General features: G+C 65.8%; 19 protein-coding genes. 14 read left to right on the forward strand and 5 right to left on the reverse strand.

Annotated features, from left to right (window positions below; translation table 11 throughout):
- Positions 1 to 68: 68 nt before the first annotated feature.
- The 7 genes from AC1RQP_RS38510 (at position 69) to AC1RQP_RS38540 (ending at position 7,849) form a co-directional block, all read left to right on the forward strand.
- Positions 69 to 1,727: an FAD-binding dehydrogenase gene (locus AC1RQP_RS38510; protein WP_492942820.1), complete on the forward strand. Its 1,659-nt coding sequence runs from the start codon at positions 69 to 71 to the stop codon at positions 1,725 to 1,727.
- Between the two features lie 3 nt (positions 1,728 to 1,730).
- Positions 1,731 to 2,648, forward strand: a complete 918-nt coding sequence (locus tag AC1RQP_RS38515) for a CE1 family esterase (RefSeq protein ID WP_492942822.1) — start codon at positions 1,731 to 1,733, stop codon at positions 2,646 to 2,648.
- A gap of 132 nt (positions 2,649 to 2,780) precedes the next feature.
- A complete protein-coding gene (locus AC1RQP_RS38520; RefSeq protein ID WP_027575148.1) occupies positions 2,781 to 3,131 on the forward strand; it encodes a RidA family protein in 351 nt (116 codons plus the stop codon).
- A gap of 153 nt (positions 3,132 to 3,284) precedes the next feature.
- A complete protein-coding gene (locus AC1RQP_RS38525; RefSeq protein WP_492942824.1) occupies positions 3,285 to 3,650 on the forward strand; it encodes a nuclear transport factor 2 family protein in 366 nt (121 codons plus the stop codon).
- Positions 3,651 to 3,894: 244 nt separating this feature from the next.
- A complete protein-coding gene (locus AC1RQP_RS38530) occupies positions 3,895 to 6,483 on the forward strand; it encodes a ligase-associated DNA damage response DEXH box helicase (protein ID WP_492942826.1) in 2,589 nt (862 codons plus the stop codon).
- Positions 6,484 to 6,602: 119 nt separating this feature from the next.
- Complete coding sequence (gene pdeM / locus AC1RQP_RS38535) at positions 6,603 to 7,301, forward strand: ligase-associated DNA damage response endonuclease PdeM (protein WP_239627883.1); 699 nt, start codon at positions 6,603 to 6,605, stop codon at positions 7,299 to 7,301.
- A gap of 116 nt (positions 7,302 to 7,417) precedes the next feature.
- Positions 7,418 to 7,849, forward strand: a complete 432-nt coding sequence (locus AC1RQP_RS38540; RefSeq protein ID WP_239627881.1) for a hypothetical protein — start codon at positions 7,418 to 7,420, stop codon at positions 7,847 to 7,849.
- Positions 7,850 to 7,978: 129 nt separating this feature from the next.
- Here AC1RQP_RS38540 and AC1RQP_RS38545 read toward each other — a convergent pair whose 3' ends face one another.
- Positions 7,979 to 8,734 (reverse strand): DUF2865 domain-containing protein, encoded by a 756-nt coding sequence (locus AC1RQP_RS38545; protein WP_239629425.1) that lies wholly within the window; start codon positions 8,732 to 8,734, stop codon positions 7,979 to 7,981.
- 247 nt (positions 8,735 to 8,981) lie between these two features.
- Entirely contained in the window at positions 8,982 to 9,545 is a 564-nt protein-coding gene (gene pyrE / locus AC1RQP_RS38550; RefSeq protein WP_028176382.1) for an orotate phosphoribosyltransferase, read from the reverse strand.
- 172 nt (positions 9,546 to 9,717) lie between these two features.
- On the opposite strand from pyrE, the gene AC1RQP_RS38555 reads away from it, so the two are divergent.
- The gene (locus tag AC1RQP_RS38555) at positions 9,718 to 10,344 is read left to right on the forward strand and encodes a glutathione S-transferase family protein (protein WP_492942829.1); all 627 of its coding nucleotides are present in this window, start codon (positions 9,718 to 9,720) and stop codon (positions 10,342 to 10,344) included.
- Between the two features lie 168 nt (positions 10,345 to 10,512).
- On the opposite strand, the gene AC1RQP_RS38560 is transcribed toward AC1RQP_RS38555, so the two are convergent.
- The 3 genes from AC1RQP_RS38560 to AC1RQP_RS38570 all read right to left on the reverse strand — a co-directional run bounded on the left by AC1RQP_RS38560 (position 10,513) and on the right by AC1RQP_RS38570 (position 15,613).
- Complete coding sequence (locus AC1RQP_RS38560; RefSeq protein ID WP_492942831.1) at positions 10,513 to 11,148, reverse strand: LysE family translocator; 636 nt, start codon at positions 11,146 to 11,148, stop codon at positions 10,513 to 10,515.
- Between the two features lie 104 nt (positions 11,149 to 11,252).
- The gene (polA, locus tag AC1RQP_RS38565; RefSeq protein WP_492942833.1) at positions 11,253 to 14,330 is read right to left on the reverse strand and encodes a DNA polymerase I; all 3,078 of its coding nucleotides are present in this window, start codon (positions 14,328 to 14,330) and stop codon (positions 11,253 to 11,255) included.
- A gap of 215 nt (positions 14,331 to 14,545) precedes the next feature.
- Positions 14,546 to 15,613: an acyltransferase family protein gene (locus tag AC1RQP_RS38570; protein WP_492942835.1), complete on the reverse strand. Its 1,068-nt coding sequence runs from the start codon at positions 15,611 to 15,613 to the stop codon at positions 14,546 to 14,548.
- Positions 15,614 to 15,806: 193 nt separating this feature from the next.
- Here AC1RQP_RS38570 and AC1RQP_RS38575 point away from each other — a divergent pair, with 193 nt between their 5' ends.
- From AC1RQP_RS38575 to AC1RQP_RS38600, 6 genes are all read left to right on the forward strand, one after another.
- Positions 15,807 to 17,123 carry a UDP-glucose dehydrogenase family protein gene (locus AC1RQP_RS38575; protein ID WP_239627872.1) on the forward strand — a complete coding sequence of 439 codons (1,317 nt, stop codon included), beginning with the start codon at positions 15,807 to 15,809 and terminating at the stop codon, positions 17,121 to 17,123.
- 128 nt (positions 17,124 to 17,251) lie between these two features.
- Complete coding sequence (gene hrpB, locus AC1RQP_RS38580; RefSeq protein ID WP_492942837.1) at positions 17,252 to 19,726, forward strand: ATP-dependent helicase HrpB; 2,475 nt, start codon at positions 17,252 to 17,254, stop codon at positions 19,724 to 19,726.
- Between the two features lie 128 nt (positions 19,727 to 19,854).
- Positions 19,855 to 20,370: a TIGR02281 family clan AA aspartic protease gene (locus tag AC1RQP_RS38585; RefSeq protein WP_492942839.1), complete on the forward strand. Its 516-nt coding sequence runs from the start codon at positions 19,855 to 19,857 to the stop codon at positions 20,368 to 20,370.
- A gap of 62 nt (positions 20,371 to 20,432) precedes the next feature.
- On the forward strand, positions 20,433 to 20,729 hold the full coding sequence (locus AC1RQP_RS38590; protein ID WP_028176374.1) for a nucleotidyltransferase family protein: 297 nt from the start codon (positions 20,433 to 20,435) through the stop codon (positions 20,727 to 20,729).
- On the forward strand, positions 20,719 to 21,066 hold the full coding sequence (locus AC1RQP_RS38595) for a HepT-like ribonuclease domain-containing protein (RefSeq protein ID WP_492942841.1): 348 nt from the start codon (positions 20,719 to 20,721) through the stop codon (positions 21,064 to 21,066). The genes AC1RQP_RS38590 and AC1RQP_RS38595 overlap by 11 nt, the downstream gene beginning before the upstream one ends.
- Positions 21,067 to 21,224: 158 nt before the next feature.
- Positions 21,225 to 22,724, forward strand: coding sequence for a phosphomannomutase/phosphoglucomutase (locus tag AC1RQP_RS38600; RefSeq protein ID WP_492942843.1), 1,500 nt, complete (start codon positions 21,225 to 21,227; stop codon positions 22,722 to 22,724).
- Positions 22,725 to 22,727 lie beyond the last annotated feature (3 nt).

Raw genomic sequence — 22,727 nt, forward strand, 5'->3', positions numbered from 1 at the left:
GATCTCAGTTGCAACCGCTGGCTTCAATCCCGGGCAACTACAGGGGGAACTCATGGAGGGGGAAATGCATGGCTGAGGAAACAGACGTCATCGTCGTCGGCGCGGGACTGTCGGGCCTCGTTGCCGCCACCGAGATCGCCGACGCGGGCAGGCGCGTCATCGTCGTGGACCAGGAAGGCGAGCAATCGCTCGGCGGGCAGGCGTTCTGGTCGTTCGGCGGGTTGTTCCTGGTCGATTCGCCTGAGCAGCGGCGGCTCGGCATCAAGGACTCCTTCGACTTGGCCATGCAGGATTGGCTCGGCGCCGCTGGCTTCGACCGCGACGAGGATTTCTGGCCGCGCAAATGGGCCGAGGCCTATGTGGCGTTCGCGGCCGGCGAGAAGCGGGGCTGGCTGCGCGCGATGGGCCATCGCATCTTCCCCGTGGTCGGCTGGGCCGAACGCGGCGGCTATGACGCGATGGGCCACGGCAATTCGGTGCCGCGCTTCCATGTCACCTGGGGCACCGGCCCCGGCATCGTCGAGCCGTTCGAGCGCCGCGCGCGCGAGGCTACCAAGGGCGGCCGGCTGAGCTTCAGGTTCCGCCATCGCGTCGATGCGCTCTCGATCACCAATGGCACCGTGGATGGCGTCAGCGGCGCCGTCCTTGCGCCCGACACGATCGAGCGCGGCAAGAGCTCCTCCCGCAACGTCGTCGGCGAGTTTGCGCTGAAGGCGCAGGTCGTGATCGTCGCCTCCGGCGGCATCGGCGGCAATCATGAGCTGGTGCGGCAGAACTGGCCGAAGCGGTTGGGTGAGCCGCCGAAATTCATGATCTCCGGCGTGCCCGAGCATGTCGACGGCCGCATGATCGGCATCACGGAAACGACCGGCGCGCGGCTGATCAATCGCGACCGGATGTGGCACTACGTCGAGGGCATCCAGAATTGGAATCCGATCTGGCCGCGCCACGGTATCCGCATCCTGCCAGGCCCGTCGGCGATGTGGTTCGACGCCACGGGCACGCGGCTGCCGGCGCCGCTGTTCCCGGGCTCCGACACGCTCGGCCAGCTCAAATACATCATGTCCACAGGGTATGATTATTCCTGGTTCATCCTGACCCAGAGCATCATCAAGAAGGAGTTCGCGCTGTCGGGCTCGGAGCAGAACCCCGACCTGACCGGCAAGAGCTGGCGCATGACCTTGCGCCGGGCCACCAACAAGGGCGCGCCGGCGCCGGTGGAGGCGTTCAAAAGCCATGGTATCGACTTCATCGTCCGCGACAAGCTCGATGAGCTCGTTGCGGCCATGAACAAGCTCGCCGGCAGCGATCTCCTGAGGCTCGAGCACATCAAGATGCAGATCGAGGCGCGCGACCGCGAGATCGCCAATCCTTACGTCAAGGATGCGCAGGTCATGAACATCCACAATGCGCGCCGCTACATCGGCGACAAGTTGATCCGCACCGCCTCCCCGCACCGCATCCTCGATCCCGCGCATGGGCCGCTGATCGCGGTGAAGCTCAACATCCTCACCCGCAAGACGCTGGGCGGCTTCGAGACCGATCTCGACTCCCGCGTGTTCGGGGAAGAGGGCCGCGTCATTCCCGGCCTCTATGCCGTGGGCGAGGCCGCCGGCTTCGGCGGTGGCGGCATGCATGGCTACCGCTCGCTGGAGGGTACTTTTCTTGGAGGCTGCCTGTTCTCGGGCCGCAATGCGGGCCGTGCCGCCGCCAAGGCGGTGGGTTAGATCGTGCGGCGATGGATGCGCATCGCGGCGCTAGCCGCTTCATTGGCGGCAGCTTCAGCGGCGTCCGCCGATACGATCGACGTCAACGGCGTGAAGCGCTCCTACACCGCGCAACTGCCGGCCAAGAGGCCTGCACCGCTCGTGATCGTGCTGCATGGCAAGACCCAGCGTGGCGCCGACATGATCACGCGGACGTCCTGGCCGCAGGTGGCAAAGCGCGAGGGCCTGGCCGTGGTCTTTCCGGACGGGCTCAGCAATGCATGGGCGGACGCGCGCACGAAGGCGGGGCCTGCCCTGCGTGGACCACCGGCGGGGACCGATGACGTCGGCTTCATCGCAAAGCTCGCCGAGAAGCTGGTGGCCGACGGCACGGCCGATGCAAGGCGCGTCTTCGTCGCGGGCATCTCCAATGGCGGCGCCATGGCGATGACCATGGCCTGCGCGCGCGCCGATTTGTTTGCGGCAGCTGCGAGTGTGATCATGAATCTCACCGACGAGGCCGCCGTCACGTGCCATCCGTCGCGGCCGGTCCCGATGCTGCTCATGAACGGCACCGCCGACCTGCTGGTCCCCTACGGCGGTGGACACGGAACGAGCTATTTTGCCGCAGACGGATTCTGGTCGACCGACGAGACGCTGGCGTTCTGGCGCAGGCTCAATGGCTGCGAGACCGACGACGCCGAGACGACTGATTTGCCGGACAGGGCGCCTGCAGACCATTCCACGGTCACGCGGATCTCCTCACGCTGCCCCCGGGGACACGACGTCGTGCTCTATCGTGTCAACCATGGCGGCCATCGCGTGCCCGGATTTTCTCCGGATGCCCGCTTCCCGAAGGTCGCCGCCGGTCTGCTGGGGCCGCAGAACGCTGACATCGACGCTGCCGAGACGATCTGGACGTTCTTCAGCCAGTTTCCGTAAAGCGACGCTTGCATCGGCGGCGACGCATCCGCCGCACCGACGCATGCGCGCCCGGCCACGCATGCGTGCCCGGGGTGGCAGAGCGCGAGGTGCTGGGCTAGACAGGGCCGCCATTCCACCAGGAGATCCCCAATGAGCATTCAGCGTTTTGAAACCGGGCCGCGCATGAGCCAGGTCGTCGTGCACGGCAACACCGTCTATCTCGCCGGCGTCGTCGCGAACAAGGCGGCCGGCGAAAGCGTGACGAAGCAGACCCAGGACATCCTGGCGACCATCGACGGCCACCTCGCCAAGGCCGGCACCGACAAGTCGAAGCTGCTGTCGGCAACGATCTACATCACCGACATGAAGACCTTCGGCGAGATGAACGCGGTGTGGGACGCCTGGGTGTCGCCCGGCAACACCCCGGCGCGCGCCACCGTCGAAGCCAAGCTGGCTGCCCCGCAATACACCGTCGAGATCATGGTGACGGCGGCGAAGTAGTCTTGGCTGCATCAGGATGCGGCAGAAGCGCGATGAGAAGATCATCGCGCTTCTGTTTTTTTGGGGCGCATGATCTCCGAGGTAATCGATCGGCGCGCGTGAACCTTCGAGAGTGACGGTCGGCCGGACACGGCATCATCGAAGGAGAGCAGCATGACCGACCCCACCACCATCGCCCACCGCTACATCGAGCTCTGGAACGAGCGCACGGCCGGCCGACGTCGCGAGCTGCTCGGCGAGAGCTGGACGACGGATGCGAGCTATGTCGATCCCTTGATGAAGGGCGACGGCCGGGATGGCATCGAGGCGCTGATCGCGGGCGTGCAGCAGCGCTTTCCCGATTTCAGATTCAAGCTGATCGGCGAGCCCGACAGCTATGGCGATCACATCCGCTTTTCGTGGGGACTTGGTCCTGATGGCGCCGACAGCCCGATCAAGGGCACCGATTTTGCCGTGCTGAAGGACGGGCGCATCAGCAGGGTGACCGGATTTCTGGACCAGGTGCCGACCGGGGCGTGAGACGGTTGGCCCTCCTTGTGGGCGGATTTGAACTTCCACATGAGGGCGTCATGCCCGGGCTTGTCCCGGGCATCCACGTTCTTTGTGCTGCGGGAAAAGACGTGGATGGCCGGGACAAGCCCGGCCATGACGATGTGGAGACCAGCGTGCCTCAAACGGACAGCGCATACGCATCTGCCCTCCGTGCAAGGTGAGGAGGGCGCCCCCCTCGACGAAGCCACCCCTACGGCTTACCTGTCATGCCGTGCCGCCCCGTATCCTCCAAACATCGGCCGAGCCGGCCGCGCTGCTGCCGGATCGCTTCCAGGCGTGGTTCGCAGCCCGCGGCTGGTCGCCGCGCGCGCATCAGCTGGCGCTGCTGGAAAAGGCGCGCGAGGACCGCTCGGCACTCCTGATTGCTCCGACCGGAGCCGGCAAGACGCTCGCCGGGTTTCTGCCGACGCTGGTGGAGCTGTCGGCGCAGTCGGTCGAACGGGACGCGGGCGCGAAGAAGAACCTCGTCTCCACCGGCCGCAGCGTGCAACGCGCCGGCGGCCTGCACACCCTCTACATCTCGCCGCTCAAGGCGCTCGCCGTCGACATCGCGCGCAATCTGGAGCGGCCGATCGCGGAGATGGCGCTGCCGGTCAAGGTCGAGACCCGCACCGGCGACACGCCGGTGTCGCGGCGGCAGCGGCAGCGGCGCTATCCGCCGGACGTGTTGCTGACAACACCCGAGCAGCTCGCACTGCTGCTCTCCTCCGACGACGCACCGTTCCTGTTTTCCTCCCTGAAGCGCATCGTGCTCGACGAGCTGCATGCGCTGGTGACGTCCAAGCGCGGCGATCTGCTCTCGCTCGGACTGGCGCGGCTCTGGCGCCTCGCGCCGCAGATGCGCGCGATCGGCCTGTCGGCGACCGTGGCCGAGCCGGATCAGCTCGCGCGCTTCCTGGTGCCGCAGCCCGACGGCAAGGAAGCCGCTGCCGACATCGTCGTCGCCGGCGGAGCCGCGCCGCCCGTGGTCGAGATGCTCGATACGCGCGAGCGGCTGCCCTGGGCCGGCCACAGCGCGCGCCACGCGCTCCCCGAGATCTACGAGCTGATCAAGGCGAACAAGACCACGCTGGTCTTCGTCAACACCCGTAGCCAGGCCGAGATGCTGTTCCAGAATCTCTGGAGCATGAACGACGACGGCCTTGCCATCGCGCTGCATCACGGTTCGCTCGACGTCGCCCAGCGCCGCAAGGTCGAGGATGCCATGTCGGCGGGCAGACTGCGCGGCGTGGTCTGCACCTCCTCGCTCGACCTCGGCGTCGACTGGGGCGATGTCGATCTCGTCGTCAATATCGGTGCGCCCAAGGGCTCCTCGCGCCTGATGCAGCGCATCGGCCGCGCCAACCACCGCCTCGACGAAGCCTCGCGCGCCGTGCTGGTGCCGGCCAACCGCTTCGAGGTGCTGGAGTGCCGCGTCGCCATCGATGCCATTGCGGAGAACGCGCAGGATACGCCGCCGCTGCGCCTGGGGGCGCTCGACGTCCTGGCCCAGCACGTGCTCGGCTGCGCCTGCGGCGAGCCGTTCCTCTCCGATGATCTCTACCGCGAGGTCCGCACCGCCGCGCCCTATGCCGACCTGTCGCGACAGGATTTCGACGATGTCGTCGATTTCGTCGCCTCCGGCGGTTACGCGCTGAAGACCTATGAGCGCTTCGCCCGCATCAAGCAGGACAAGGAGGGCCGCTGGCGCGTCGCCAATCCAAAGGTGCGGCAGAGCTACCGCATGAATGTCGGCACCATCGTCGAGGACGACATGCTGAAGGTGCGGCTGGTACGCTCGCGCGGCGGAGGCCAGGGAAAGACAGGCGGCTCGACCGGGGTGATCGCACGCGGTGGCAGACTGCTCGGCGAGATCGAGGAGGCCTTCATCGAGGGCCTCAGCCCCGGCGATACCTTCGTGTTCTCAGGCGAGGTGGTGCGCTACGAGGCCCTGGTCGAGGACCAGGTCTACGTCTCGCGCGCGTATGACAAGGACCCGAAAGTGCCGTCCTATATGGGCGGCAAGTTTCCGCTCTCGACCTATCTCGCCGAGCGCGTGCGCCGGCTGCTCGACGACGGGCGCGCGTGGGTCGGCTTGCCGGAGCAGGTGCGCGACTGGCTGTCGCTGCAGAAGGACGTCTCGCGCGTGCCGGCGGTGCGCGAACTCCTGGTCGAGAGCTTCCCCCGCGCCAACAAGCATTATCTGGTCTGCTATCCGTTCGAGGGGCGTCTCGCGCATCAGACCCTCGGCATGCTGCTGACGCGCCGGCTGGAGCGCGCCCGCGCGAGGCCTCTCGGCTTCGTCGCCAACGAATATGCGGTGGCGATCTGGGCGCTCGGCGATCTCTCCTTCATGATCCGCGACGGCCGGATCGACCTCGATGCGCTGTTCGACCCCGATATGCTCGGCGACGACCTCGAGGCCTGGCTCGCCGAATCCGCGCTGATGAAGCGCACCTTCCGCAACTGCGCCATCATCTCCGGCCTGATCGCGCGCCGCCACACCGGCGAAGAGAAGAGCCGCCGTCAGGTGCTGTTCTCGACCGATCTCGTCTACGACGTGCTGCGCAAGCACCAGGCCGACCACGTGCTGCTGCGCGCCGCGCGTGCCGATGCCGCCACCGGCCTGCTCGACCTGCGCCGCCTCGGCGACATGCTGGCCCGAATCCACGGCCGCATCACGCACCGGGAACTCGACCGCGTCTCCCCGCTGGCCGTCCCCGTGATGCTGGAAATCGGCCGCGAGTCAGTCTATGGCGAAGCTGCAGACGAGCTCTTGGCCGAAGCAGCCGACGAACTCGTCAAAGAGGCAATGTCGTAGACTGCTGCAGCAATGTTTTTTGGGGGCTCAATTCTCTCCACGTCATGCCCGGGCTTGTCCCGGGCATCCACGTCCTTGTCTCTGCGGCAAGAACGTGGATGGCCGGGACAAGCCCGGCCATGACGGAGAATGTGGCGGTATCGATAACTTCGACGCGGCACGTTGACGTCGCAGGCATCGCGCTGCACGCCGATCTCTCCGGCGCGTTGTTCTGGGAAGAGCAACGCCTGCTCGTCGTCTCCGACCTGCATCTGGAAAAGGGTTCGAGCTTCGCTATGCGCGGCGTGCTGCTGCCGCCTTACGATACCTTCGCGACGCTCGGCCGGCTCGCCGCCGTCATTGCCCGCCATGATCCGCGAATCGTCGTCGCGCTCGGTGACAGCTTTCATGACCGCACCGCGCATGAGCGCCTGTCGCCCGACGATCGCAATGCCGTCGCGGCGCTCCAGGGTGGCCGCGACTGGATCTGGATCTCGGGCAATCACGATCCCATGCTGCCGCGCGATCTCGGCGGCACCGTCGCGGACGAGGTCACGATCGGCCCGATCACCTTCCGCCACGAGCCGACCGGCGCAAGCGGCGAGATCGCCGGCCATCTGCATCCGAAGGCGCGCGTGTCCGCGCGCGGTCGCTCGATGGAGCGCCGCTGTTTCGCCAGTGACGGGATGCGTGCCGTGATGCCCGCCTTTGGCGCCTATGCCGGCGGCCTCAGCATCCGCGACGCTGCCTTCGCCAGGATCTTTCCGAGGAACGGCTTCGTCGCCCATCTGCTCGGCGACCGCCGGGTCCACGCCATCGCGGCCTCGCGCTGTTACTGAGACCGGCCGCACCTCGGAACAAATTAAGAACACTTTAGCAAGTCTTTGATATATCATTGTGATTCGGCGCTTCGCCGACACAATATCTAGCGTCTGTCCGACTTTGCGAGGACTACATGTCCACCGTTGCCTTCGACCAATTTGCCCTTACCCGGATCGCCGATTTCGCGCGCTCGCTGTCAAGGCTGCATCAGGCGGCCCGGCGCTACGCCGTCGATGACGACCAGTTCGATCGCGAATTCAACGCGGTGTGCCAGTCGATCTGGGGCTACACCATCGACGACATCAGCGACGATCTGTTCTCGATCGAGGATCATCAGTTTCTCGACACGCTGGACGAGGCCCATGCGCGCATCTTCGCGGCCGAGCGGGGTTACGACCTTGTCGACGAAGCGGGCATGCTGACCGATTGGTGGGGCTTTTGCTGGATGATCCTCGCCGAGAAGCGCGGCCTCCTGACGCCGGAAAACCGCGCCGCCGCGCGCGCGGCGATCGAGGAGAAATATCTGGCAGCGCCGAACGTGATCGGGGTGATTATCGGGAGGTGACCGCCGTGCCCGGACAAAGCGCAGCGCGCCACGCGATGCGCTGCAGAGCCGGGGCCCATCTCGCGGCATTCTGGGTCCCGGCTCAGCGTCGCATCGCTTTCGCGCTGCGCCGCCGTCCGGGACACGAGATCAATCCAGCCCCGCGCGCTTCGCCGGCTTGGCGGCCGTTTTCGGCACCGTCACGTCAGGCAGCACCTCGCGCACGATCTCGGCGGGGGCCGGAGCGTCCGTCGACACCGTCTCTGCCCGCACCGGCGCCACTTTCATCTCGCCGAGGCGCGCGCGGACCTGGGCGGTGAGGCCGGGATAGGAGGCAACCGGGGTGAAGTCCGCAGCCTGGTCGTTGCCGACGCGGATGCCGGTATAGGCGACGAGGCCGTCGGTGGTGGCAATCACGTCGCCGGCCTTCAGCGACGAATCCAGCGCAAGATCGACCGGGGCGAGGCCGACCGGATCACGGCCGTTGCAGGTACAGTCGGCGCGCAGCGCCTTGCGATAGGCGAACGCGTTCTCGCTGTCGGCGTAGCGCTCGCCGGTTTGCGAATAGGCACCGTCGATGCTGGATCCAAAATAGACCTTTGTCGCGGTGGCAGGGCAGAAGGCCTGACACATCTGCGCTGGTGAGACCATGCCTCGCATCAGCGGGAAATATTTGCCATCGCAGCTGCGCACGCAGAAAGCCGGGCCCGAGCCACCGGCTGCGGCCGAGCGTGTCGGCGGTACATATTGCGGATTCTGCTGGCCTGTGAAGGGATCGGAGGAGGAGTTCGGCTGCTGTGGCTGCGGCCGCTGCATTCCGCCGAACAGGAAGTCGAACAGGCCTTCGGCCGAAACCGGGGCCGGGGCCACAAGCATGGGAACCGCAACCATCACGGCTGCGAGCATCGCGCGACGCTGCGTATGGGACAACTCTGTACGCACAGCTCACTCCACCCGACGCTACGGAACCGGTCAAGACCGTTCGAGGTCTCCAGCACACGATTCAACGTAATGCGCGATGGTAAATGAGCGGTTGCGTGGAGGCGGTTTCAAGACGAGGCGGTGATCTCTTTATGGCCGCGCGCAGCTTTCACGGGCGGCGTTGCTCCCGGGGCACGCTCGGGCGTGCCGACGGAGAATCAATCGTCCTCTCTTACGCCTTCAGGAACTCCGACGCCTTGTACAGCGAGCGGAACGGCAGGCCGGCCGCACCGAAGGTGTCGGTGGCGCCTTCCTCGCGGTCGACCATGGTGAGTACCAGCACCACATTGGCGCCGGCCTCGCGCACCGATTCCACCGCCTTCATCGCCGAACCGCCCGTGGTGGTGACGTCCTCGACGATCACGACGCGCTTGCCCGCCAGCGTCTCGCCCTTGGGCAGGCCTTCGATCGCGAGCTTGGCGCCGTGCTCTTTCGGCTTCTTGCGCACGAAGAAGGCCGCGATCGGATGGCCCTTGATCCAGGAGATCTGCGCCAGCGCGCCGGCGAGCGGCACGGCGCCCATCTCCAGCCCACCGATGAAGTCGAGCTGGTCGTCCTTGAGCGCCTCATAGGTCAGCTCGGCAAGCAGCGTCGCGCCTTCAGGGTCGAGCATGGTCGGCTTGAGGTTGAAGTAGAAATCGCTCTTGCGGCCCGACGCGAGCGTCACCTCGCCGCGGCCGAATGAGCGCCGGCGGATGATTTCGAACAGGCGGGCGCGGGAGGCAGATTTCGACACGGCGGTCCCTCGAACAGCGTCTTTGGTGGAGGCGGAATTTATCCGGCACAGTCGCGACATTCCAGAGGGGGCGTCTCCCGTCAACAGGGATCGGCCATCCCGGACCGCCGGTTGTGGGGGCGCAACCTTCTGGAGTAGTTGAGGGGGCAAGCCTCCTGGGGAAGGAAACGGAATGACCATCGAGCTTTACACCTGGAACACGCCGAACGGCCGCAAGATCTCGGTCGCGCTGGAGGAAATGGGGCTGCCCTACAAGGTGATCCCGGTGAACATCACCAAGGGCGAGCAGATGGCACCCGAGTTCCTCAAGCTCTCCCCCAATAACAAGATTCCCGCGATCGTCGATCCCGAGGGGCCCGACGGCAGGCCCGTCAGCATCTTCGAATCGGGCGCGATCCTGCTTTATCTCGGAGAAAAGACCGGCAGATTCCTGCCGAAATCGCTGAGCGAGCGGATTCCCGTCTACGAATGGCTGATGTGGCAGATGGGCGGCTTCGGCCCGATGCCGGGCCAGGTGCACCATTTCATCGCGCTGGAGAATGAGCAGGAGCGCGCTTACGGCCTGAAGCGCTTCATGGCGGAGACGCGCCGGCTCTACGGCGTGCTGGACCGGCGGCTCGAGGGGCGCGACTTCGTCGCCGGCGAGCTCTCGATTGCCGATTTTGCCATCCTGGGCTGGGCCTGGCGCCACCCTCGCCACAAGGTTGATCTGGCCGACTTCCCCAACGTCAAGCGCTGGTACGAGGCGCTGATGGCGCGCCCGGCGGTAAAGCGCGGGATGGAAGCGAAGCTGGATTGAGGTTTCTTCTCCCTCTCCCCTTGTGGGAGAGGGTGGCTCGCCGCGAAGCGGCGAGACGGGTGAGGGGTTCTCTCCGCGAGTCCAACTCTTATTCGAATGCGTGGAGAGACACCCCTCATCCGGCGCTTCGCGCCACCTTCTCCCACAAGGGGAGAAGGAAGAAAGCCCTCACACCTTCTTCGCTTCCACCGCCATCCGCACCGCGAGCCCGGCCAGCACCGTGCCCATCAGCCAGCGCTGCACCAGCATCCAGCTCGGCCGGTTCGCCAGGAACAATGCGATCGAACCCGCCGCGAGCGCGATCATCGCATTCACGCTGACGCTGATCGCGATCTGGATCGCCCCCAGCGCCACCGACTGCGCCAGCACGCTGCCGGCGGCGGGATCGATGAACTGTGGCAGCAGCGCCAGATACAGCATCGCGATCTTCGGGTTGAGCAGGTTGGTGACGAAGCCCATCGCGAACAATTTGCGTGGGCTGTCGACCGCGAGCTTTTTCACCTGGAACGGCGAGCGCCCGCCCGGCTTCACCGCCTGCCAGGCGAGCCACAGCAGATATCCGGCGCCGGCAAAGCGCAGTGCGTCATAGGCGAACGGAATGGCGAGCAAGAGCGCCGTGATGCCGAACGCTGCGCACAGCATGAAGAACACGAAGCCGAGCGCCACGCCGCCGAGCGAGACGATGCCGGCCGCCGGCCCCTGCGTGATCGAGCGCGAGATCAGATAGATCATGTTCGGTCCCGGCGTGAGCACGAGGCCAAGGCTGACCAGGGCAAAGCCGAGCAGGGCGGAGATATGAGGCATGGATGAACCGGTGCGGAGGACGCAACGATTCTAATATGCGCAACGGTCCCCATGCCATCGCGCAATTGCTCGGAGGACAATTGAGTTCGGCTAGGCGAAGCGCCTCAATGCGCCTCGTCCCAATTGTTCGCCGCGCGCGCGTCCACATGCAGCGGCACCGAGAGCAGCACGGCCGGGAACGGCGCATCCTGCATCACGTGCTGCACGACGGGAAGCGTCGCCTCGACCTCGGCGTCCGGCACCTCGAAGATCAATTCGTCATGCACCTGGAGCAGCATCTGCGCCGACAGCTTCTTTTCGGCCAGCGCATCCTCCACGCGCGTCATGGCGCGGCGGATGATGTCGGCGGCGGTGCCCTGAAGCCGCGCGTTGATCGCGGCGCGCTCGTTGAAGGCGCGCACCGAGGCGTTGGACGCCTTGATGTCGGGGTAGTGGCACTTGCGGCCGAACAGCGTGGTGACGTAGCCGTGGCTGCGGCAGAAGTCGCGCGTCTCGTCCATATAGGCGCGGATCCCGGGGAAGCGCTCGAAATACTTCTTGATGTAGGCCGAGGCCTCTTCGCGCGCGATGCCGAGCTGGTTGGCGAGGCCGAACGCCGAGATGCCGTAGATGATGCCGAAATTGATCGCCTTGGCGCGGCGGCGGATCTCGCTCGGCATGCCCTTGATCGGCACGCCGAACATTTCCGATGCCGTCATGGCGTGAATGTCGAGGCCGTCGCGGAACGCCTGCTTCAGCACGGGAATGTCGGCGATCTCGGCGAGCAGCCGCAGCTCGATCTGCGAATAGTCGGCGGAAACCAGCTTGTGTCCCGGCGCGGCGATGAAAGCACGGCGGATCTTGCGGCCATCCTCGGTGCGCACCGGAATGTTCTGCAGGTTCGGCTCGTTGGACGACAGCCGGCCCGTCGTGGTCGCGGCGAGGGCGTAGGTCGTGTGCACGCGATGGGTCTGCGGGTTGACATAGGTCGGCAGCGCATCGGTGTAGGTCGATTTCAGCTTGGAGACCTGGCGCCACTCCAAAATCTTCTTCGGGAAGTCGTGACCCTGCTCGGCGAGCTCGTCCAGCACCTGCGCGGTGGTCGACCATGCGCCGGTTTTCGTCTTAGTGCCGCCGGGCAGTCCCATCTTGCCGAACAGGATGTCGCCGATCTGCTTGGGGCTGCCGACATTGACCGGCTCGCCCGCGATCTCCTGGATTTCAGCCTCGACGCGCGCCGCGGTCTGGGCAAAGTCTCCGGAGAGCCGTGACAGGACCTGACGGTCGATCGAGATGCCGCGCCGCTCCATGCGTGCGAGCACCGAGACCAGCGGTCGCTCCAGGGTCTCGTAGACGGCGGTCATGTGCTCGGCGACGAGGCGCGGCTTCAGCACGCGCCAGACGCGCAACGCGATGTCGGCGCCTTCGGCCGAGAGTGGCGCGGCCTTGTCGACCGGCACCTGGTCGAAGGTGATCTTGCCCTTGCCGCTGCCGAGCAGCTCGTTTTCCTTCAGCATGGCATGGCCGAACCAGCGCTCGGACAGCGATTCCAGCGCGTGCGAGCCGCGGCCGGCGTCGAGCACGTAGGAGATCAGGAGCGCATCGTCGATGTTGCGCAGGGTGATGCCGTGCTGCGCCAGCATCACGGCCGTGAACTTGACGTCGAAGCCGATCTTGAGGATGCCGGATGATTCCAGCACCGGCCGCAGCGCCTGCAGCGCGTCGTCATGCTTGACCTGGTCCGGCGCGAGGCCGGCATCGAACAGGCCGGCGCCGCCGCCGGACTGCTTGTGCGCCAGCGGCACGTAGCAGGCTTCGTTCGGCGCCAGCGCCAGCGCGATGCCGCACAGATCGGCCTGCATCGGATCGATCGAGTTCGCTCTCGTCTCGATCGCGACTTGGCCGGCATCATGGATCCGCGCGATGAAGGCGTCGAGCTCCCTAGGGGTCTTGATGGTCTGGTATTTGCTGCGATCGACCGGAAGCTTGCGCAACGCCTCTTCGCGCGCGGCGGCGAGCGAGATGGGCGCACCCTTCGGGCTCGCAGCCTTGTCCTCCTTGCCGGCCGACTTGTTGGGTTTGCCCGGCGCGGCTTGCGCCGGCGTGCCGGTTCCCGGTGCGGGCACAACGTCCGAGGGCGGCAGCGTCGTGAACACGCTGGCGCCGCTGGCATAGCCCGGGTCGGCATCGACATTGGCGGGATCGATCTGCGCATATTCGGCGACGCGCCGCGTCAGCGTCGTGAACTCCATCGCCTTCAGGAAGGCGATCAGCTTGCGCGCGTCCGGCTCGTGGACGGCGAGGTCGTCCAGCGGCGCCTCCAGGTCGACCTTGTCGTCGAGCAGCACGAGCTGCCGCGAGATGCGCGCCTTCTCGGCGTTCTCGAGCAGCGCCTCGCGGCGCTTGGGCTGCTTGATCTCGCCGGCGCGGAACAACAATTGGTCGAGATCGCCATATTCGGTGATCAGCTGCGCCGCGGTCTTGATGCCGATGCCGGGCACGCCGGGCACGTTGTCGGTGGAATCGCCGGCCAAAGCCTGCACCTCCACCACCTTGTTCGGGGGAACGCCGAACTTCTCGATCACCTCGGGGATGCCGATGCGGCGGTCCTTCATGGTGTCGTACATGGTGACGCAATCGGTCACGAGCTGCATCAGATCCTTGTCGGAGGACACGATGGTCGCGCTGGCGCCGCGCTCGCAGGCCTGCCGCACATAGGTCGCGATCAGATCGTCGGCCTCGAAGCCGGTCTGTTCCAGGCAGGGCAGGTCGAAGGCGCGCACCGCCTCGCGGATCAACGCGAATTGCGGGATCAGATCCTCAGGGGCGGGCGGCCTATGCGCCTTGTACTCGGGATAGATCTTGTTGCGGAATGTGATCTCCGACTTGTCGAAGATGATCGCCAGATGCGTCGGCCGGTTGTCCTCGGGCATCTCGCGCAAGAGCTTCCACAGCATGTTGCAGAAGCCGAGCACGGCATTGACCTGGAGCCCGTCGGATTTGCGGTTCAGCGGCGGCAGCGCGTGATAGGCGCGGAAGATGTACGAGGAACCGTCGACCAGGAACACATGATCGCCCTTGCCGGCCGCCTTCGCAGCAACCGGTTTGGCAGCAGCTGTCGCAGTGGATTTGCTCTCGGCGACCGCCTTCGGCGCGGCCTTGGTGTCAGCTTTGGCGGAGGTCTTCGGGGAGGTTTTGGGCATGGCCGCAATGTATGGATTTTTGCGGCCTTTGACAGCCTCAGACAGCGAGTTTTTAAGGCGTCGGCGCAGCTATCCCCACTGTCATTCCCCACATCCCCACTGTCATTCCCCGCGAAAGCGGGGAATCCAGTACGCCGCGGCGCATCGGTCAATAATTGCTGTCTCTGGAATACTGGGTCGCCCGGTCGAGCCGGGCGACGACAGCGGGAATGCAGCTACTCCGCCGCCTGCAACACCGGCCCCGCCTTCCTCGGCGCGATCCAGAACGCATCGGGCCGCTCGAACAGGAAGCGTGCATTGAGCCGCAGCGCCACCTGCCAGATCGCCAGCGCGCCGAGCACGCCGGCGATGGTGACGATCAGCGACACCGTGCCGATGTCGGGAATGATGCCCGTGCGCAGCAGCAGCGTCCGCGTCGCCGCCATCGGCAGGAAGAAGGCGAGGTAGATCACGATCGAATGCTCGCCGCAGAAGCGGAGGAAATTGAGCCACTGCGCGCGCGCAAGCAGCGTGCCTGTCGTGATGATGGCGCAGGCGCCGGCAAAGCCGAGCACGAGTGAGACAATTTTCCATTCGCTGGCCCCATGCGCGACCAGGCCGGCATTGATCAATGCCCAGGCCGCGAGCGCTCCGAGCGCGAGCGCGGGATGCTTTCGCGCACGATCCGACAGGGCGAACACGTAAGGCGCGAACAGGTAGCCCGAATAGAAATAGACGAAGCGCGAGCAGAACTCGTCGATGACGGTCCAGCCGGTCGTGATCCGTGCGGTCTCCAGCGCGGCGGCGAGAAGCCAGATCGCGAGCGGCGGGAGTTTGCGTGTCAGTTTTGTGACGACGAAGAAGATCGGCAGCAGATAGATGAACCACAGCGTGCCGAACGGCTCGATGAACGATTCGAGATACAAGAGGCCGACGTCGCGCCAGCTTGTCTCCGCCGCAAAGGCGGGCGCCTTGAAGCCGAACTGGATTGTCACCCAGACGACATAAAAATAAGCGAAATGCACCACCTTGCGGTCGAGATAGGTTCGCCAGTCCCGATCGATCACGAGAGACAGGAACAGGCCCGAAATCAGGAAGAAATCCGGCATCCGGAACGGTTTTGCGAAGGCCACGGCGACATGCATGAAACCGGTCTGCCCGGCGGCGAACTCGACCCCCAGCACCGAATGCATCATCACGACCATGACGATGCAGATACCCTTGGCGTAATCGACCCAGTCGACACGCGCGGCAGAAGGGGCCTTGGAAAGCCCGGCCGCCGCGATTGTGCCTGATCGTGCCATGATGTCCCCTTTCGAGGCGTGTTCCGCCCGTCCCTGTATGGGTGCGGGGCAGTTTGGAGCCCAGTGGTTTCCGACTTCTTTACCCGTTCAAATCGCGGGCCGGTTTTTGCATCCGGACTGTTCCATGACCTCGGGAAAATGCTAAACCGCCGCGAATTGGGCTTCCGTTAACCAAGCTGGGACAGGATTTTTCATGCGCATCGCGATGATCGGCACGGGTTATGTGGGATTGGTTTCCGGAGCCTGCTTTGCGGATTTCGGCCACGACGTCACCTGCGTCGACAAGGACGAGAAGAAGATCGCGGCGCTCCATCGCGGTGAGATCCCGATCTACGAGCCCGGCCTCGACGAACTGGTCGCGACCAACGTCAAGGCCAAGCGGCTGGACTTCACCACCGATCTCACCAAGCCGGTCGCGGATGCTGATGCCGTGTTCATCGCGGTCGGCACACCCTCGCGCCGCGGCGATGGCCACGCCGACCTGTCCTACGTCTACGCCGCCGCCCGCGAGATCGCGCAAGCGCTCACCGGCTTCACCGTCGTGGTGACGAAGTCGACCGTGCCGGTCGGCACCGGCGACGAGGTCGAGCGCATCATCCGCGAGACGAACCCCGCGGCCGACGTCGTGGTCGCCTCGAACCCCGAGTTCCTGCGCGAGGGCGCGGCAATCCGCGATTTCAAATTCCCCGACCGCATCGTGGTCGGCACCTCGGACGAGCGCGGGCGCAAGGTGATGGGCGACATCTACCGCCCGCTGTCGTTGAACCAGGCGCCGCTGATGTTCACCGAGCGCCGCACCGCCGAGATGATCAAATACGCCGCCAACGCGTTCCTGGCGACCAAGATCACCTTCATCAACGAGATCGCCGATCTCTCGGAAAAAGCTGGCGCCAATGTCCAGGAGGTCGCGCGCGGCATTGGCCTGGACAACCGCATCGGCACAAAATTCCTGCATGCAGGCCCAGGCTTCGGCGGCTCTTGCTTCCCGAAGGACACCAAGGCCTTGATCAAGATCGCGCAGGACCACGACGTATCCTTGCGCATCGTCGAATCCGTGCTGGCGGTCAACGAGAACCGCAAGCGTGCGATGGCGCGGAAAGTGAGCCAGGCGCTCGGCGGCTCGCTGCGCGGCAAGACCATCGCCGTGCTCGGCCTCACCTTCAAGCCCGACACCGACGACATGCGCGACGCGCCATCGATCCCGCTGGTGACAGGCCTGATCGACATGGGCGCGACCGTCAAGGCGTTCGATCCCGTCGGCATGGAGCAGGCAAAAAGTGAGCTGCCCAGCATCACCTACTGCGAGGACGCTTATTCCTGCGCGGAAGGCGCGGACGCGCTTGTCATCGTCACCGAATGGGTGCAGTTCCGCGCGCTCGATCTCGATCGGTTGAAGCAGACCATGGCGCAGCCCGTCGTCGTCGACTTGCGCAACATCTACCGCCCGGAGGACATGGAAGCCGCCGGCTTCACCTACGAGAGTGTCGGCCGGCCCCCTGTGCAGGGCTGATAGCTGCATTTCTCGTTGAAAGAAGCCGTCATGGCCGGGCTTGTCCCGGCCATCCACGTCTTGTTCACTCTCGCCTGAAAGAACGTGAATGCCCGGCACGAAGGTCGGGCATGACGAGTGGATAGACCTTGCCCCGCAGCTTCGACACGCCCCTCCCGATCGATGCCGTGCTCGACGATTTGTCGCGCACGCTGGAGGCCAACAGCGCCGCCGTGCTGGTGGCGCCGCCCGGCGCCGGCAAGACCACGCGCGTGCCGCTGGCGCTGCTGGATGCGCCCTGGGCGAAGGACAAGAAGATCATCGTGCTGGAGCCGCGGCGCATCGCGGCGCGGGCCAGTGCCGATCGCATGGCCAAATCGCTCGGCGAGCGGGCCGGCGAGACCGTCGGCTATCGCGTCCGCTTCGGCTCGAAGATCTCGCGCGCGACGCGCATCGAGGTGGTGACCGAAGGCATCTTCACCCGCCAGATTCTCGACGACCCCGAACTGTCGGGCGTTGCCGCGATCCTGTTCGACGAATTTCACGAGCGCTCGCTCGACGCCGATCTCGGCCTCGCGCTTGCCCGCGATGCGCAAACCGGCCTGCGCGAGGATCTCCGCATCCTCGTGATGTCGGCCACGCTCAACGGCGCGCGCGTGGCAAAGCTGCTCGGCGATGCGCCCGTCGTCGAAAGCGAGGGCCGCGCCTTTCCGGTCGAGACGCGTTATCTCGGCCGCAAGGCCGATGCGCCGATCGAGCGGCAGATGGCTGACGCGATTGCGTCCGCGCTGCGCTCCGACAGCGGCTCGGTGCTGGCGTTCCTGCCGGGCGCCGCAGAGATCCGCCGCACCCAGACCTTTCTCGGCGAGCGCGTGCACGACGCCTCCATCGAGATCGTGCCGTTGTTCGGCGCGCTCGATGCCGCCGTGCAGGACCGCGCCATCGCGCCGGCGCCCAAGGGCTCGCGCAAGGTGGTGCTGGCGACCTCGATCGCCGAGACCTCGCTCACGATCGAAGGCGTGCGCATCGTGGTCGATTCCGGTCTTGCCCGCGTGCCGCGTTACGAGCCCGACATCGGCTTGACCCGGCTCGAGACCGTGCGCGCCTCGCGCGCGGCGGTGGACCAGCGCCGCGGCCGCGCCGGCCGCACCGAGCCCGGTGTCTGCTACCGGCTCTGGGACGAGCCGCAGACGGCCGCGCTTGCGCCCTACACCCAGCCGGAAATCCTCAGCGCCGATCTGTCCTCGCTGGTGCTCGATCTCGCGCAATGGGGCGTCAGCGATCCCGCCGCACTGTCGTTCCTCGATCCGCCGCCCGGGCCGGCCTGGAAGGAAGCGAAGAGCCTGCTGACCGAGCTCAACGCGCTCGACGCCGACGGCCGCATCACCGCCGAGGGCAAGAGGCTGCGTTCGCTGGCGCTGCCGCCGCGGCTGGCGCGCATGATCGTGGATTCGCATCGCGCGGGCAGCGGCGAGGCCGCCGCCGAGATCGCCGCCATCATCACCGAGCGTGGGCTCGGCGGCGACAGTGTCGATCTCGAGCACCGGCGCGACCAGTTCCGCCGCGACCGCTCGCCGCGTGCGTCCAGCGCGCGCGACCTGGCGCGGCGCTGGGCCTCGCAGGTCGCGGCGTCGGAGAAGGCGGGGCAGCACGAGGATCTCTCGACCGGCCTGATGCTCGCCTATGCCTTTCCGGACCGTGTCGCGCGCAACCGCGGCAATGGCAGTTTCGTGCTCGCCAACGGCCGCGGCGCTTCCGTCGAGCAGACCTCCTCGCTCGCCCGCGCGCCCTACATCGCGATCGGCGAGATGACGGGGACGGCGGCGAGCGGACGCATCCTGCTCGCTGCGCAAATCACCCAGGACGAGATCGAGCGGCATTTCGCCGAGCATATCGAGACCGCCGATGAGATCTCGTTCGATCGCGGCGCGATGGCGCTGCGCGCGCGGCGCAGACGCGTGCTGCATGCCATCACGCTGTCCGAGGCGACACTTGCCGTGTCGCCCTCGGAGGACACCGCGCGCATCCTTGCCGATGGGTTGATCGCCGCCGGTATCGACCGGCTGCCCTGGTCGAAGACCGCAAAACAATGGCGCGACCGCGTGATGTTCTTGCGCAAGGCCGAGGGTGAGGCCTGGCCCGATCTCTCCGACGACGGGCTGATCGCGCGGCGCGAGGATTGGCTGGTGCCGGCGCTCTACGACAAGATCGCCCTCAAGGACATCTCGGCGGGCGATCTCTCCGACGCGTTGATGGCCCTGCTGCCTTGGGACATGCGCGCGCGGCTGGATCGCGAGGCACCGACCCATTTCGAAGCGCCGACCGGAAGCGCGCTCGCGATTGACTACGAGGCCGAGCAGGGGCCGACCATCGCGGTGCGGCTCCAGGAACTGTTCGGCCTCAACACCCATCCCTCGATCGCCGCGGGCAAGGTGCCGCTGGTGCTGGAATTGCTGTCGCCAGCGCAGCGTCCGGTGCAGGTGACGCGCGATCTCCCCGGCTTCTGGCGCGGCAGCTACGCCGCGGTCCGCTCCGACCTGCGCGGCCGTTATCCGCGCCACCCCTGGCCGGATGATCCTGCCAATGCGCTGCCGACCCGGCGGGCGAAGCCGCGCGGGACGTGAAAGTTCGATTCGCGTATTAACCGTCCGCTCATGCTTTTCGTCAAAATAGCAGCGTACTGACCGCGGCTTCGCTCGCCGCCGGGCACGCTGCGTGATGAAATCGAGCTTTCCGGCTCGGAAGTGGTGTGATGCGTAACATTATGATCTTCGCGGCCGTGATGATCGGCCTCGGCACCTTCATGGCCCAGATGGCGGACAAGATGAGCTCCGCCTCCGCCACCTCGGTCCCCCGCACGACGGTGGCCGTTGCCTCCACCGCCCCGGCCGGCGGCGGCCGCAGCCTTAGCATCCCGCGCGACGTCCGCGGTCATTTCCAGACCGAGGGCCGGATCGACGGCCAGCGCATCGGCTTCATGATCGATACCGGCGCCTCCGTCGTGGCGCTGAACGAGACCTCGGCTGCCCGCTTCGGCCTGCGCCCCTCGCGCGGCGAGTACACCGCCACCGTCTCCACGGCCAACGGCACCATCAAGGCCGCGCGCACCCGTATCGCCATGCTCGACGTCGGCGGCCTCATCGTGCGCGACGTCGATGCCATGGTGCTGCCGGACGCGGCCTTGTCGGAGAACCTGCTCGGCCTCTCCTTCCTGTCGCGCCTGAGGCGCTTCGAATATTCCAACGGTCAGATGGTGCTGGAGCAGTAGGCTCGCCGTCGCGCCCGAAGGAGGGCCTCCCGCCGGGGCGGGCGGGGTGCTATATTCCATCCATGAACGGCCCCGATGCGATAGCGATTCTGCGACAGTTCGAGCCTGCCCTGCGCCAGCGGGGCGTTGTGCATGCCGCGTTGTTCGGGTCGGTGGCGAGGGGTGAAAATCATTCCGGCAGCGACCTCGATATCATGGTCGAGATTGATCCCGATGCGCGGATCACGGTCTTCGATTATGTCGAGCTCAAGGAGTATATTGCCAGGCTGTTTGACGAGCCCGTTGACGTCGTCAACCGCGACGCCCTGAAGTCATACGTCGCTCCCGCCGCCACGGCCGACGCAATCTATGCCTTCTGATCGCGTCGGCGGGATTCTCCAGGACATCCTGCATCACATCGATTTGGCGATCCAGTTCGCCGCAGGCCTTGATCGCAATGCTTTCGCCGCGGACCTGCGGACGGTCTATGCGGTTACACGATGCCTGGAGATTATTTCAGAGGCATCTCGCCGCCTGCCCGATGATGTGAAATCGAGGCATCCGACGATCGCCTGGAGGCAGATGGCGGCGGCGGGCAACGTCTATCGACACAATTATGAGGACGTTGCAGCCCATCTCGTCTGGGAGACTGTTCAGCAGGCTCTGCCACCTCTCAAGGAGGTCCTTGAAGAGGAGCTTGCACGGCTCCAGAGCTAGCCCGTTCTGGTCAGTCACTTATATCGCGCCGCGAGCCCCTGCTTCGTTACCAATCTGCCGCAATTATCGGCCATAAGCCTTCAATCCCGCCTTCCGCTGCGGCCGGGCATTCGCTTAGGCTGCAGCAAATCCCGCCCCTTTTTAACGAGACCGCCTCAATGTTCCCGAAGCCGAAATCCGTACTGTTGCCAAACACCTACGCCTTCGAATCCGAGCCGATGGTGAAGCCGACGGGCTTTCGCGAGTACGACGCGCGCTGGTTGTTCCAGAAGGAAATCAACCTGATGGGTGTGCAGGCGCTCGGCATGGGGCTGGGCGCGCTGATCGCCGAGCTCGGCGTCAGGCAGGAGATCGTCACCGGTCATGATTTCCGCGGCTATTCGGCCTCGATCAAGTATGCGCTGATCTCCGGCCTGATGGCGGCGGGATGCAAGGTGCACGATATCGGCCTCGCGGTGACGCCAATGGCCTATTTCGCGCAGTTCGACCTGGATGTGCCCTGCGTCGCCATGGTCACGGCCTCGCACAACGACAATGGCTGGACCGGCGTCAAGATGGGCGCCAACCGCCCGCTGACCTTCGGCCCCGACGAGATGACGCGGCTGAAGGAGATCGTGCTCAACGCGGAGCTCAAGAACAAGGCGGGCGGCTCCTACCAGTTCCACGAGAACTATCCGGCGCGCTACATTGCCGATCTCACCAATCGTCCGAAGCTCAAGCGTAAGCTCAAGGTCGTCGCGGCCTGCGGCAACGGCACCGCCGGCGCGTTCGCGCCGCAGGTGCTGGAGGCGATCGGCTGCGAGGTGATCCCGCTCGATACCGAGCTCGACCATACCTTCCCGAAATACAATCCGAACCCCGAGGACATGGAGATGCTGCACGCGATCCGCGACGCGGTGCTGCATCACAAGGCCGATGTCGGCCTCGGCTTCGACGGTGACGGCGACCGCTGCGGCGTCGTGGACGACACCGGCGAGGAGATCTTCGCCGACAAGGTCGGCGTCATGCTGGCGCGCGACATGTCGGCGATCCACAAGGACGCACAGTTCATCGTCGACGTGAAATCGACCGGCCTCTTCGTCACCGATCCCGTGCTGCAGAAGCAGGGCGCGAAGACCGCTTATTGGAAGACCGGCCATTCCTACATGAAGCGCCGCACCAACGAGACGGGCGCGCTGGCGGGGTTCGAGAAGTCCGGCCATTTCTTCTTCAACAAGCCGTATGGACGCGGCTATGACGACGGCCTGGTCTCGGCGATCGCGATCTGCGACATGCTCGACCGCGCGCCCGGCAAGTCGATGGCCGACCTGAAGAACGCGCTGCCGAAGACCTGGTCGTCGCCGACCATGTCGCCGCATTGCGCCGACGAGGTCAAATACGGCGTCATCGACAAGGTCGTGAAGCACTTCGAGGGCTTGCAGGCGAAGGGCGCCAAGATCGGCGGGCAGGCGATCCGCGATCTCGTCACCGTCAACGGTGTTCGCGTCACGGTCGAGGACGGCAGCTGGGGCCTGGTGCGCGCCTCCTCCAACAAGCCGGAACTCGTCGTCGTGGTCGAGAGCCCGGTCTCCGAGCAGCGCATGCACGACATGTTCGAGATGGTGAACAGCGTGCTGCGCACGCATCCCGAGGTCGGCGAGTACAACCAGAAGATCTGAGCG

It is taken from the genome of Bradyrhizobium sp. GW821-FHT13H06, from assembly GCF_058803975.1.